The sequence below is a fragment of the Ureibacillus xyleni genome, assembly GCF_900217795.1.
In the GTDB taxonomy this organism is placed as follows: domain Bacteria; phylum Bacillota; class Bacilli; order Bacillales_A; family Planococcaceae; genus Ureibacillus; species Ureibacillus xyleni.
In genome coordinates, this window is record NZ_OBMQ01000001.1 from 822,369 (window position 1) to 835,569 (window position 13,201).

The window sequence follows — 13,201 nt, forward strand, 5'->3', positions numbered from 1 at the left end:
ATGAACTTTTTATCTACTATTTACAATACTTCTATTTCGAGATATAATAATACCGTAAAACAAATTTAATATTGGTTCATCTTCGGGGCAGGGTGAAATTCCCGATCGGCGGTAATAGAAATCGCAAATTCCGACCATTAACTTGGAGGATTTTGCATAGGTTTTCTTCAGCCCGCGAGCTTTTTCGAAAGCAGGATTTGGTGCGATTCCAAAGCCGACAGTATAGTCTGGATGGGAGAAGGTGAAGGTACGGTCTTTATTCGTTTTGGAATAGGAAAAACTGTACGTTAAAAGTATGTAATATGACTACATTACTTTTATTTGAGTTGCCAATTTTTAATTTGGTTATCTCTTTTTAAACGTACAATTTTTTACCTCTTCTTTTCAATGTGCCTATTTCTCCCTTATGCTATGATCGCATAAGGGATTTTTACATTGAAGAACGAACTAAGTGGACTGTCCTTTCTTCTTGCGAGTTGAATCAGCAAAGAGGAGAGAGTTTGATGAAAAATCAAAAACTAAAGTTACGTTCATTCGTAACGATTGCTATGTTAAGTAGCATTTCATTTATTTTAATGCTTTTAAATTTCCCGTTACCATGGTTCCCAGTGTTCCTACAAATCGACTTTAGTGATGTACCACCATTAATTGCTGCAATTACGATGGGCCCATTAGCTGGTATTCTAGTGGAATTATTTAAAAATATTTTAGATTGGATTTTCTCAGGCGCGCCTACTGGGGTACCTGTTGGACATATGGCAAACTTTGCAACGGGAATTCTATTTATTTTACCTGTATACTATATCTATAAAAAAATCCCAACGATTAAAGGGTTAACTTTTGGATTAGTAATGGGTACGATCATAATGTCAGTTGGTATGAGTTTATTAAACTATGTTGCCTTTTTACCAATGTATTCGTACTTCCTAGGCTGGGGAAGTTTTGATATGAAAGAAACGATTGTGTTAGGTATTTTACCATTTAATATCGTTAAAGGAATTATGTTATTAATTATTGTTGTCGTTTTATTCCGTACAATGCGAGTATGGATCGAAAATCAACGAGCACAATATTTACTATAAGAAAATATCAATCAACGGGATGCTGTTACGCCCGTTGATTTTTTTGTGGACTTAACATGTTAGTTTTTGCTATGAAGATAAGGTACAAAACATGTCATGAGAGTTCGATGCTGTTTGGTAAGTTATTTAACTTACTGAACAGCTTTTTTATTGCAATCTGCGAGTAAATGCCTTAATTCCTAATGGAAAATACATCTAAAAAGTGGATTATTATTATCGAAAAAACATATGTTATTTTTCCTCACATAACATTGAAAAGATACATAACATATATTAAGATAAAAACATGAAAGGGAGGAGATGTTAATGAGTCGAGAGTTTCGAAGAGCCATGCCTTTACTCCCTATAAGCATGGTAATGAAGTTAACGGAGTTGAGTGCAAGGCAAATTCGGTACTACGAGGAACACAAACTAATTGAACCAGCAAAATCAGAAGGAAACAGAAGGATGTTTTCATTAGATGATGTCGATGCGCTGTTAGAAATTCGGGACCTTCTCAATCAAGGAATTAACATAGCGGGGGTTAAAAAGGTATTTGACATGAGAAAGAAAAGTGTTGTCAAATCAACTAACAAAGTATCGATATCCGACGCTGAACTTCGGGCAATTCTGCGTGAGGAAATACAACAAGCGCAAATTATGGAAAAAGTTTCTTTAAGGAATGGGGACTTACCTCGCCATAAAGACGAAATTTAACTAATTAGGAGAGTGAATGGAATGGCTAAGTACACAAAAGAGCAAATTAAACAAATTGTAAGTGAGAAAGAGGTTAAATATATTCGTTTGCAATTCACGGATATTTTAGGAACAATTAAGAACGTTGAAATTCCTGTAAGTCAATTAGATAAGGCGTTAGATGACAAAATGATGTTTGACGGTTCATCAATTGAAGGGTTTGTACGTATTGAGGAGTCAGATATGTATCTAAAACCAGATTTAGATACTTTCGTAATTTTCCCATGGACGAATGAAAAAGGGAAAGTGGCTCGTTTCATCTGTGATATCGCAAATCCAGATGGCACACCTTTTGCAGGTGACCCACGTTCGAACTTAAAACGCGTCTTAGCGAACATGGAAGATTTAGGATTTACGAGTTTTAACTTAGGGCCAGAACCGGAATTTTTCTTATTCAAACTAGATGAAAAAGGAAACCCTACTTTAGAATTAAATGATGATGGTGGTTACTTTGACTTAGCACCTACTGACTTAGGGGAAAACTGCCGCCGTGATATCGTGTTAGAACTAGAAGAAATGGGCTTTGAAATTGAAGCATCTCACCACGAAGTTGCACCAGGCCAACACGAAATTGACTTTAAATACGCAAATGCAATTGAAGCATGTGATAACATCCAAACTTTCAAACTAGTAGTAAAAACAATTGCTCGTAAACACGGCCTACATGCAACATTTATGCCAAAACCATTATTTGGTGTGAACGGCTCAGGAATGCACGCAAACCTTTCTCTATTTAGCGGTAACAAAAACGTATTCTATGATGAGAATGCTAATTTACAATTATCGGATACAGCTCGTCAATTTATGGCAGGGATCATCAAACATGCGAAAGGATTTACAGCTGTCACGAATCCATTAGTCAATTCATATAAACGTTTAGTTCCAGGCTATGAAGCACCTTGTTACATTGCATGGTCTGCTCAAAACCGTTCACCACTAATTCGTATTCCAGCATCACGTGGTCTTTCAACTCGTATTGAGTTACGTTCAGTAGACCCAGCAGCAAATCCTTACTTAGCATTAGCTGTATTATTAGAGGCGGGTCTGGATGGAATCCGAAGTGGATTAACACCACCAGCACCAGTTGATCGCAATATTTATGTAATGAATTCTACTGAATTAAAAGAAAACGGAATCGAAAGTTTACCAGGTTCTTTACTAGAAGCTTTAACTGAATTAGAAAAAGATGAGGTAGTAAAAGCGGCACTAGGCGAACATATCTATTCAAACTTTATAGAGGCAAAAGAGATTGAGTATGACATGTTTAGAACAGCTGTTCATCCTTGGGAACGTGAACAATATATTAGAATGTATTAATATTTTCGAAGAGACATCTACAACGGTGTCTCTTTTTTTCATGATATCTTTTTCCCTTCATAAACTATAAGAAGATACATGTACAAGGAGAGAAAAATGGCTAAAAAAATAATATCTATTAGTATTTTACTAGTAATATGTATTGCACTTTTCTATTCCATCTATTCCCATATAAAAGAGCGTGAAATTATCAATTCCGGGTATTTAAATGAGGATTTGTTTTTACAATTAGCAAAGCAATCAAGTGAACAAAAACAAGAGGCAGTTGCAGTAGAAGATGTTGAATTGCATGGCGTGGAAGAGAAAAGAGTGGACGAGCATAATCATACTCATGAAGAAAATGAACCAGATGTAATGGTAGTTGCAGGTCAAGCAATAAATTTCAGTTTAACAACATTGGATGGAGAGAAAGTGAAGTTGAGCGATCTACTTGGCAAAAAAGTGTTCATTAATTTTTGGGCAACATGGTGTCCACCATGTGAAGAGGAGATGCCTCATATTGAAAAATATTATGAAATTTATGCGGAGAAACATAATGTGGTAATCCTCGGAGTAAATACAACAGATCTCGAGGGTGATAAGGATTCAATACGAAAATTTATACAAGAACATGAAATTTCTTTCCCAATTTTACTAGATGAGACAGGGGATGTATCGAAGCAATATGGAATTTTAACACTTCCTACAAGCATGATAATTGATGAGAATGGAATGATAGAAGAACAAATCATTGGCCCTGTTACGGAGGAAATGCTATTAGAAAAGCTTGGACAAGAAATAAAATAAACAAAATTATATAATATGGTTAAGACCCTAAGTATTGGAGGAACAGTTATGGAAACTATTTCAACACCATATGTATTAAATGATAAAGCGAAACAAGCAGGTAAAGTGTTTGGACAAGAAAATTTTGATGTGTTAAATATTCAATTAAAAACAGGAGAAGAGATCCCTGAGCACCATGCAGATCGAGATGTATTAATTATTGTTCGAAATGGGATTGTAACGTTTACTGTTGAAGGGGAATCAGTAGATATTACACCTGAACAAATTCTTCATATCAAACCATTTGAAAAACACAATTTAGTAGCAAAAGAAGATGTTGATTTAATTGTATTAAAAATAAAATAACAAAAAGGACTCTTTAACGAAAGAGTCCTTTATTTTTATCCCATAATGTTGTAGCCGCAATCTACATAAATTGTTTCGCCAGTAACTCCGCGTGATAGATTACTTAACATAACAATTGTCATATCTGCAACTTCCTCTTGGTTTGTGTTGCGTTTTAGTGGGGCATTTTCTTCGATTTGACGAAGTATGGTATTAAAGCTTGGTACACCTTTTGCAGCTAATGTACGAATTGCTCCTGCAGAAATCGCATTAACACGAATATTTTCTGCACCTAGATCTGCTGCTAGATAACGCATAGCGGCTTCAAGGGCTGCTTTGGCAACTCCCATTACATTGTATCCATCAAGAACACGTTCAGCACCTAAATAGCTCATCGTGATAATGGAACCGCCTTCTGTCATGTAAGGACGAGCTGCATTTGCCACTGCAACTAATGAGTACGCGCTTGTATCTTGCGCAAAGGCATATCCTTCACGGGATGTTTCTACAAAACGGTTTTTTAAATCTTCTGCATGGGCAAAAGCTACGGAATGTACAATCCCATGAATCACGCCAAATTGTTCCCCAATTTGTGCAAATGCTTGTTGAATGCTTTCATCGCTGTTGACATCACATTCTACAACAGCAGTTTTATATTCTGTATAATCAGCTAAAACTTTCTCAATTTTACCTTTTGATCGTTCTTTTCGATATGTGAAAATGACGTTTGCTCCTACTTCTAAAAGACGCTTTGCTACTCCCCAAGCAATGCTCCGTTCATTTGCAACGCCCATTACGACGATATTTTTATCTTTTAATTGTAAAATGTCCATGTCATTCGCCCCTTTTATATCAGTTATTAGTACCAACTACTAATCTAGAGTTTAACAGTAATTACATTAAAAATCAATCTTAATAGAAAACTGCGAAATTTGTTTTTTGAGAGGTGGACAAATAACTGTGGAAAAAAAGCAAATAATTGATGTGAAAAGGCAAATAAGTCAACCTAAAAAGCAAATAATTATGAATTTAAGGCAAAAAATTTATGTTCAAATAAGAGAAGTTGTCATCTCAAAAAATAATTTTTGTATATTACTTTTAGGGTAAATCTTATTTTTCTAGTTTTGCAAAATCAGATAGAAATTTTGTAAATTATAGGCGAGGAGGGTGAAAGATGATTGCGTTAGAAAGGAAATATCCCAAAAAGTTACTCTTACTTGAATCTTTACTAAGGAGAATACCTCGCGAAAATTTCGAGTATATTCACACTCAAAAGCAAATAAAAACCCCCATCACGAAGAAGGGGGATGATTATTAAGACTATTCGTATTTTAAAGGGTCGCCTTCAAATGATTCGTCAGCTACTTTAATAGAATCAGTTGGGCAGCCTTCGAATGCATCTTGCATATCTTCTAGTAGATCTTCTGGAACTTCTGCTGTTCCCATGTTATCATCTAAAATAACAAAGGCAATACCTTCATCGTCGTAATCGTAAATGTCTGGGGCAGCTGCACCGCAAGCGCCACAAGCAATACATGTATCTTTATCAACAATCGTATATTTTGGCATTTCTTTCTCTCCTTTTTTACCTGCTGCATCAAAGCTTCTTATATATTCTAAATCTGTTTAAACTACTTTTCAACATAATACTACGAAAATGGAGGATTTGATTTTGATTTTCCAACAAATTCTTTTGCAAATTTTCCACATATTAAAAGAGGAACGGACAATTTCTGCGCCATTTCACTTGCTTCGAGGTAAGCGTTCTGGACAAACGATACAAGATGTTGGGATTTTTCATTTACATCATTATTTTGGTGTATTACCAAAACTATCTCGGAAAAAATATGATGAAGAGATTCATAATTTAGTGGAACAGCAATTCATTACCATTTTTGATAATGGCGATTATACTTTAACGAAATATCTATTAAATGACAATATTTTACCTTTTGATGGTTGGCATTATCGGGGAAATGAACATGTATTTTTTGCGCGGCTCTCACTAATCGTTCAAAGTCTGTCCCATAAAGAAGCTGGGCAAATGGCTTTTATCCCGATTCAAAAAGACCCTCAAATACAAAATTGGGTAAGAAATTTCCTTATTTCAAATGAATATCAAGATGGCACACTGCAGCAGCAATTATTACATGAAATCCTGACTAGCCTTGAACAAGCCGAAGTTAATGAAAATGCCAAGGAAATTTTAATCAAACGCTTAGCAGGATATAAAATTCCAGGGTACACATGGCAGCAATTAAGCATCTACGAGAATAAAGATGAAATGGATATTCAACTGCTTTATATTTCTTGTTTACATATATGGTTAAATATTATTACAGCGAATGAAAGCGAGTTTCCGTTATTACATAAGATAGCAGAACAAATACGTATCACCATCCCTCTAAGTGGCTCAGCTTTCCAGACAGCGCAACTATTCAAACAGGGGTACACTTTAGAACAGATTAGTCATTACCGAAGATTAAAAATGAGTACCATTGAAGATCATATCGTTGAGTTAGCAATGAACGATCCGCAATTTACGATAAATCAATTTGTTGCAAAAGAGGCAATTGACCAAGTAGTAAACGCAGTAAATGATTATGATACAAGAAAATTAAAAGTTTTACGGGAAATTTTACCGCATTTATCGTATTTTCAAATTAGATTAGTCCTTGCAAGGGGGAATACTCATGCAACTTGAATCAATCTTACAACAACGCTTTGGTTATTCCTCATTCCGACCTGGGCAAAAAGAAGTGATTGAACAAATTCTAAAAGGTGAAGATGTAATTGCGTTGTTACCAACTGGGATGGGGAAGTCGATGTGCTATCAGCTTCCGGGATATGTCCTAAAAAAAGCAGTTCTCGTGATTTCACCTCTTTTGTCTTTAATGCAAGATCAAGTGGACCAGATGAAACTGTTTAATGAAAAACGAGTAGTAGCCCTTAATTCATTTTTGAATGTAGAAGAAAAGAAAAGGGTGATAAATGAGTTAGAACAGTTTCGGTTTATTTTTATTTCTCCTGAGATGTTGGTTCAACCACAAGTACAACAAAAATTAAGTCGTATGGAGCTAGCACTAATTGTAGTAGATGAAGCCCACTGTATTTCACAATGGGGATTTGATTTTCGACCAGATTATTTACGAATTGGTGAAATGTTAACAACACCGCGTCCACCAATACTAGCTTTATCTGCCACTGCTACAAACAAAGTATTGGAAGATATCGAGCATTACTTAAAAATGAAAGAACCTTATAAATATATGCATTCAGTAGATCGGCCGAATATTCATTTGAGTAAAATGTCCTTTTCCAATCGGGATGAGAAATTGCAATGGATACTCCAACATATAACAGAAACTGCGGGACCTGGGATTATTTATACTCAATCTCGTATGAAAACGCAAAATATCAGTGAACTACTTTTGCAGCAAGGGATTTCCGCGGCTAGCTATCATGGAGGAATGGATTATTTAGATCGACAATTTGTACAGCAGCAGTTTATTGAAGGAACATTGGATTGGATTGTTGCAACGAACGCTTTTGGGATGGGGATACATAAACAAGATGTAAGGCAAGTTATTCACGAATCTATTCCGAGCAATATGGCGAACTATATGCAGGAAATTGGACGAGCTGGTCGAGATGGGCAAGACGCCGTTGCAATTTTACTTTATTCCGAGCGTGACGAAGAACTTGCGAAATTTGTAGGAATAGACGACCTTCCCACAGATTATCATGTCGATATTTTTGAGGACTATTTAAAAGTAGGTCAAGCTCCTACACAAATGCTAGATCGTGGAGAAATTTCAGAGACAGCTTTTCGAGTTCTAAATTATTGGATGGGACAAAAGCAACCAAATGAAGTAAAGCAGATCTTTCAAAATATGAAATCCGAAAAGATGCACAGTGTAGAAGAAGTGATGAAGTTAATTACATCAAGTGCCTGTATGAGGGAAACATTAGTAAATTACTTTGGACAAACCTTAGACGAGAGGCCCAAACAATGTTGTATAAACTGTGGACTTCAATTAGAGGACTTACTGAAACCGAGAGAGATAATAATTACACCTAATGTAAATATGACCTGGAAAGATCGAATTGGTAATATATTAACAAAAAAATCATAAACTTTTGTTGGGTTTTCTGTGAATGTCGACAAAAATCTATTAAAATATCATTTACCATCATTTACTTTTTAATGAAATTTCGTCATAATTATATAAAGAGTTACTTTTTACACAAAGAATAGTAGAGAAAAAACTCGATTTTTGGATTGTTGGAGGTGGTACTTGTGAGTAAGGAAGATTATCGAGAAAAAATTGAAGAACATCGTCAATTAATCGAAATTGAAGAGAAAAACTCAAGAATGGCTCGTACACGCCGGAAAGTGAAAAAGAAAAAACGTAAAAACCCTTTAATGTCTATTCTATTATTTATTTTTATTGTAATTCCAGTTATGGTATTAGTTTATGTTACCTTCCTTTATAAACCAGGTGAACAGGAAGTTGCCAAAGTAGATAATGGTGGGGCTGTTGTTGAGGTACAAAAAAATGATACCCTCTCTTCAGGCGGTAAGGATGAACCAAAACCAGCAATTGAAGATAATGAAGATAAAGAAAGTAAGGATCAAACGAATAAAAAACCAGTTGCTACTGAAGATACTAAACAAGCAGAACTGGAATCTGCAAAAAAAGCTGAACAAGCAAAACAACAAGAGTTAGAAAAGCAAAAAGCATTGGAAAAACAAAAAGAACTCGAAAAGCAAAAACAACAGGAACAACAAAAATCGTCAGAGCAAAAAGTACATACGGTTCAATCCAACGAGAACTTATTTAGAATTGCAATGAAATATTATAACGATCCAAGTGGTGTCGAGAAAATTAAGGCTGCAAATGGGTTAGGTTCGGATAGCATTTCAGTAGGACAAACGTTAATTATTCCGTAATAGTGTAAATATTTTCATTTAAACATAAAATAAATTACAATTATTTCATTCGTTTGAGTGAATGAACCGGTTAAAGACGAAGGTTATTCAAAAAGCCTCGTCTTTTTGTTTTGGAACGGAGGAAATTTATGATTGTTCTACTAATATTACTCATTGTCAGCCTTGGCTTGCTGGTCTATATGTTCAAGCAGGCATTTGAAAATCATGTACTTCATCATGAACTTCAATTATCTGGTAAAGACGAAAAAGTATCGCTTTTTTTCATTTCAGATGTTCATGTACGAAAAATTAATAGTGAAATGATGAATAAAATAAACAAAAAAATCGATGCGGTTATTATTGGAGGCGATTTTGCTGATAAACGTACCTCCATTAAGCGGATAAATGAAAATATCGACTTACTGAAAATCCTAGGACCTGTTTATTTTGTATGGGGTAATAACGATCGTGAAGTTGGAGAAAGCACTTTACGTAAAATTTTTTCAGAAAAAGATGTTGTAATTATTGAAAATGATGCAACTTTAATCCCGAATATTGAAAATCGTTGCTGGATAAGTGCAGTTGATGATACTTCATCAAGAAACGTGCGAATTGAAGATGCGTTAAAAAAATGTTCAAATGAGGATTTGGTTATTTTTATTTCTCATAATCCAGAAGTGTTCGCCAAAGTAAAACAAAAAGAAAATATTAAGTTAAAGTTAGGTGGACATTTCCACGGTGGGCAAATCCGAATTGGTCCCTTAGGAATGCATCAACATGGCTATTTCAAAGTTGATAAAGGCGTGGCAACCTTAATTAGTAATGGGTATGGTACGTCGATGTTGCCTTTGAGACTTGGAGCAAAACCCCAATGTCACATAATTGACTTAATTATTATGAAGTAAAGAAAGCCAAATTCGTTTTATCTAGCGTTATAATGGATATGGATTTTAGGTAGTCGTTTTTAAGGAGATGTAATATATGCAAACGGTAGATGCAATTATTGTAGGCGGCGGTCCATGTGGTCTTTCTGCTGCAATTGAACTACAAAAAATCGGGTTAAAACCGGTCGTCATAGAAAAGGGGAATGTTGTCAATGCCCTTTACAATTACCCAACACACCAAACATTTTTTAGTACAAGTGAAAAATTAGCAATTGGTGACGTTCCATTTATTATTGAAGAACGCAAACCTCGGAGAAACCAAGCCCTTGTTTATTATCGAGAAGTCGTAAAAATGAAAAATATCCAGGTAAACCGTTTTGAAAAGGTGGAATCGGTTTTAAAAGAACAAGATGGGATTTTTACGGTTCGAACTGATAAAGCGATTTACTCAACACCCTATGTAATCGTTGCAACAGGCTATTATGACCAACCAAATTACATGAATATTGTTGGTGAGGATCTTCCAAAGGTTTATCATTATTTTAAAGAGGCACACCCATTCTTTGATACGGATGTGTTAGTGATTGGGGGAAAGAACTCTGCAGTTGATGCGGCCCTTGAATTAAATAAAGCAGGTGCGCGGGTAACGGTGGTTTATCGTGGAAGTGATTATTCGCCAAGCATTAAACCATGGATATTACCAGAGTTTACAGGCCTTGTACGAAACGAAGAAATTACGATGCATTTCAATACCCATGTTAAAGAAATTCGTGAACAAGAAGTAGTTATTGACATAAATGGTGAAATAACTACGCTAAAAAATGATTTTGTGTTTGCGATGACGGGGTATCACCCGGATCATGGGTTTATCCGCGCAATGGGTGTGACAACCGATGAAGCATCAGGTAGACCAACATATGACCCAGAAACGATGGAAACAAATGTGGAAAACTTATACATTGCAGGTGTTCTTGCAGCAGGAAACAACGCCAATGAAATCTTTATCGAAAATGGCAAATTTCACGGTGGTTTCATTGCAGAAAATATCTTAAAGAAAATGAAATAGTCATTTAAGAGATAATCTCGGGTTTGGGGGTTATCTCTTTTATGTGATTGCGTTTTAAGCATCACAAAACTCCAAAATAGGAGAACACAGTGAGAAAAGTCTTTGTTGTTCATGAAGGTCAGTAGAACAATTTCTTTGAGGAGTTTTGACGTTCATCAGGCGTATGAAAGTCAGTAGAAGAAATTACATACGGAGTTTTGACGTACATCAGGCGTATGAAGGTCAGTAGAAGAAATTACATAGGGGGTTTTAACGTTCATCAACCATGCGAAGGTCACCACAAACAATTTCCCCAAAGTGTTGTCGTTTCCCTGCCTTATCAGCAATCCCAATAACGTAAGATAGAAAAAAATCGCCACGCCACACACACAAGACATGCCGATTTTTCACCACCATTAATTAAAAAACTCTTTTAAATCCATATTGGCATTTTGTTGATTTAGCCCAATTAATAATTTGAGTCGGGCTTTTTGGCCGCTAATTCCTGTTGCAAAAATGACACCGAGATCTTCTAAGCTTTTTCCGCCGCCAACATAACCATATACACCTTCTGCAATACCATTAAAACAGCGGGAAACAAAAATTACTGGTAAGCCGGCATGGAGTAACCTTTTAATGGCTGGAACAACATCGGGAGGAACATTTCCTTGACCTAATCCTTCAATCACAACGCCATCGTATTTAGAGTGTAAAATCGATTCTAGTAAATCGCCTTCCATCCCTGCATAAGCCTTGAGCAATGCCACACGTTTTTCCAATGATTGAACTTCCACATATCTTCTGCGTATTGGTGTTTGGTGAAAGTGTACAGTTTTCTTTGTAATTAATCCAATAGGCCCGTATTGCGGACTCTGGAAAGTATTTACCGAAGAAGTTGAAGTTTTTGTCACATTAAATGCCTGATGTACTTCATCATTCATCACAACAAGAACGCCTTTTTCCCTCGCGTCTGGATGACTTGCTACACGAACCGCTTCGACTAAATTGTAGATACCATCTGCTCCTAGTTCATTAGAAGAACGCATTGCCCCTGTTAAAACAATTGGAAAATCAAAACGGGTTGTTAAATCTAAAAAATAAGCAGTTTCTTCCAAAGTATCTGTTCCGTGGGTAATTACAATCCCGTCTACTATATTCCCTTTAACAAACTCAACAATTTTGTTACGTAATATTAACATCTCTTTAGGCGTAATATGAGGGGATGGTAGATTGAATACTTCTTTTTCAGTAATTTTCGCCAATTTGGAGAGGTCATTACTAATACCAAGGATGGCATTTTTCTCGTTTGGCAGTACTGCACCAGTGTGGTCATTTAACTTCATCGAGATGGTACCGCCCGTATGAAGCAATAATATATGTTTCATTGTTGAAATTCTCCTTAAACAATCTTTTATCAGGTAATTAATGTTATAATATCATTAATTCTTCTACGAAAGGAGTATTCAAATGATATTACTCTTTTCTGCGGCTGTTGCTCCTGGTCTTGCGTTATTTAGTTATTTTTATTTGCGTAACCAAATGGCAACAGAGCCTAGAAAAACATTGTTTCAAACTTTCTTATTTGGTGCGCTCATTACTTTCCCAATTATGTTTATTCAATATGTGTTAAAAGAAGAGGCGACGATAACGAATCGTTATTTAGCAGAGGTACTCGTTTCAAGTGGATTAGAGGAGTTTTTTAAGTGGCTCGTTATCTTGGTCGTCATTTTTCGACATATCGAATTTGATGATCCTTATGACGGAATCCTTTACGGTGCAAGTGTTTCTTTAGGATTTGCGACGGTGGAAAATGTTTTGTATTTATTATCCTTTGGTATCGATACTGCCATTATAAGAGCGATTTTACCTGTATCAAGCCACGCACTTTTTGGGGTTTTGATGGGCTATTATTTTGGTAAGAGCAAATTCGCTAAAAATGATAAAGAAAAAGAATACTTATTCCTATCGATCTTTGCCCCATTTATTTTACATGTTATTTACTCAAACTTCGCACATAAATAATTAGGTTCAATAGTTGATGCTATTTGGTTCTTCTCGATTTCAATAAGAACCTTGACATACTTTTTTTAGATAC

At 35.6% G+C, this 13,201-nt stretch carries 14 protein-coding genes, 1 pseudogene and 1 riboswitch; of the genes and pseudogenes, 12 read left to right on the forward strand and 3 right to left on the reverse strand.

Features of this window, described 5'->3' with window-relative positions; all coding sequences use genetic code 11:
- Nucleotides 1–74: 74 nt before the first annotated feature.
- Nucleotides 75–247: riboswitch (FMN riboswitch) on the forward strand.
- Nucleotides 248–503: 256 nt separating this feature from the next.
- From CRO00_RS03875 to CRO00_RS03895, 5 genes are all read left to right on the forward strand, one after another.
- A complete protein-coding gene (locus CRO00_RS03875) occupies nucleotides 504–1,082 on the forward strand; it encodes an ECF transporter S component (protein ID WP_097072322.1) in 579 nt (192 codons plus the stop codon).
- A gap of 306 nt (nucleotides 1,083–1,388) precedes the next feature.
- A complete protein-coding gene (locus CRO00_RS03880) occupies nucleotides 1,389–1,778 on the forward strand; it encodes a MerR family transcriptional regulator (protein ID WP_097072323.1) in 390 nt (129 codons plus the stop codon).
- 21 nt (nucleotides 1,779–1,799) lie between these two features.
- Nucleotides 1,800–3,134, forward strand: a complete 1,335-nt coding sequence (gene glnA, locus CRO00_RS03885; RefSeq protein WP_097072324.1) for a type I glutamate--ammonia ligase — start codon at nucleotides 1,800–1,802, stop codon at nucleotides 3,132–3,134.
- 96 nt (nucleotides 3,135–3,230) lie between these two features.
- A complete protein-coding gene (locus CRO00_RS03890) occupies nucleotides 3,231–3,920 on the forward strand; it encodes a peroxiredoxin family protein (protein ID WP_161946602.1) in 690 nt (229 codons plus the stop codon).
- A gap of 48 nt (nucleotides 3,921–3,968) precedes the next feature.
- Nucleotides 3,969–4,265, forward strand: coding sequence for a cupin domain-containing protein (locus CRO00_RS03895; RefSeq protein WP_097072326.1), 297 nt, complete (start codon nucleotides 3,969–3,971; stop codon nucleotides 4,263–4,265).
- 35 nt (nucleotides 4,266–4,300) lie between these two features.
- Here the strand turns inward: CRO00_RS03895 and CRO00_RS03900 are convergent, their stop codons facing one another.
- Nucleotides 4,301–5,077, reverse strand: coding sequence for an enoyl-ACP reductase FabI (locus tag CRO00_RS03900; protein WP_097072327.1), 777 nt, complete (start codon nucleotides 5,075–5,077; stop codon nucleotides 4,301–4,303).
- A 127-nt stretch (nucleotides 5,078–5,204) separates the two neighbouring features.
- On the opposite strand from CRO00_RS03900, the gene CRO00_RS20075 reads away from it, so the two are divergent.
- On the forward strand, nucleotides 5,205–5,351 hold the full coding sequence (locus tag CRO00_RS20075; RefSeq protein ID WP_161946603.1) for a hypothetical protein: 147 nt from the start codon (nucleotides 5,205–5,207) through the stop codon (nucleotides 5,349–5,351).
- A gap of 213 nt (nucleotides 5,352–5,564) precedes the next feature.
- On the opposite strand, the gene CRO00_RS03905 is transcribed toward CRO00_RS20075, so the two are convergent.
- Nucleotides 5,565–5,813 carry a ferredoxin gene (locus tag CRO00_RS03905; protein WP_097072328.1) on the reverse strand — a complete coding sequence of 83 codons (249 nt, stop codon included), beginning with the start codon at nucleotides 5,811–5,813 and terminating at the stop codon, nucleotides 5,565–5,567.
- 103 nt (nucleotides 5,814–5,916) lie between these two features.
- Here CRO00_RS03905 and CRO00_RS03910 point away from each other — a divergent pair, with 103 nt between their 5' ends.
- The 5 genes from CRO00_RS03910 (at nucleotide 5,917) to CRO00_RS03930 (ending at nucleotide 11,127) form a co-directional block, all read left to right on the forward strand.
- Nucleotides 5,917–6,948, forward strand: a complete 1,032-nt coding sequence (locus CRO00_RS03910) for a YpbB family protein (RefSeq protein WP_097072329.1) — start codon at nucleotides 5,917–5,919, stop codon at nucleotides 6,946–6,948.
- Nucleotides 6,938–8,380 carry a RecQ family ATP-dependent DNA helicase gene (locus tag CRO00_RS03915; RefSeq protein ID WP_097072330.1) on the forward strand — a complete coding sequence of 481 codons (1,443 nt, stop codon included), beginning with the start codon at nucleotides 6,938–6,940 and terminating at the stop codon, nucleotides 8,378–8,380. Before CRO00_RS03910 ends, CRO00_RS03915 begins: the two co-directional genes overlap by 11 nt.
- A gap of 164 nt (nucleotides 8,381–8,544) precedes the next feature.
- Complete coding sequence (locus CRO00_RS03920; protein WP_097072331.1) at nucleotides 8,545–9,198, forward strand: LysM peptidoglycan-binding domain-containing protein; 654 nt, start codon at nucleotides 8,545–8,547, stop codon at nucleotides 9,196–9,198.
- Nucleotides 9,199–9,326: 128 nt separating this feature from the next.
- Nucleotides 9,327–10,082 carry a metallophosphoesterase gene (locus tag CRO00_RS03925; RefSeq protein ID WP_097072332.1) on the forward strand — a complete coding sequence of 252 codons (756 nt, stop codon included), beginning with the start codon at nucleotides 9,327–9,329 and terminating at the stop codon, nucleotides 10,080–10,082.
- A 76-nt stretch (nucleotides 10,083–10,158) separates the two neighbouring features.
- On the forward strand, nucleotides 10,159–11,127 hold the full coding sequence (locus CRO00_RS03930) for a YpdA family putative bacillithiol disulfide reductase (protein WP_097072333.1): 969 nt from the start codon (nucleotides 10,159–10,161) through the stop codon (nucleotides 11,125–11,127).
- Nucleotides 11,128–11,522: 395 nt separating this feature from the next.
- On the opposite strand, the gene CRO00_RS03935 is transcribed toward CRO00_RS03930, so the two are convergent.
- On the reverse strand, nucleotides 11,523–12,491 hold the full coding sequence (locus CRO00_RS03935) for an asparaginase (RefSeq protein ID WP_097072334.1): 969 nt from the start codon (nucleotides 12,489–12,491) through the stop codon (nucleotides 11,523–11,525).
- Between the two features lie 82 nt (nucleotides 12,492–12,573).
- On the opposite strand from CRO00_RS03935, the pseudogene prsW reads away from it, so the two are divergent.
- Nucleotides 12,574–13,110 (forward strand): annotated as a pseudogene (gene prsW / locus CRO00_RS03940) (glutamic-type intramembrane protease PrsW); the annotation flags it as partial.
- Between the last annotated feature and the right edge of the window lie 91 nt (nucleotides 13,111–13,201).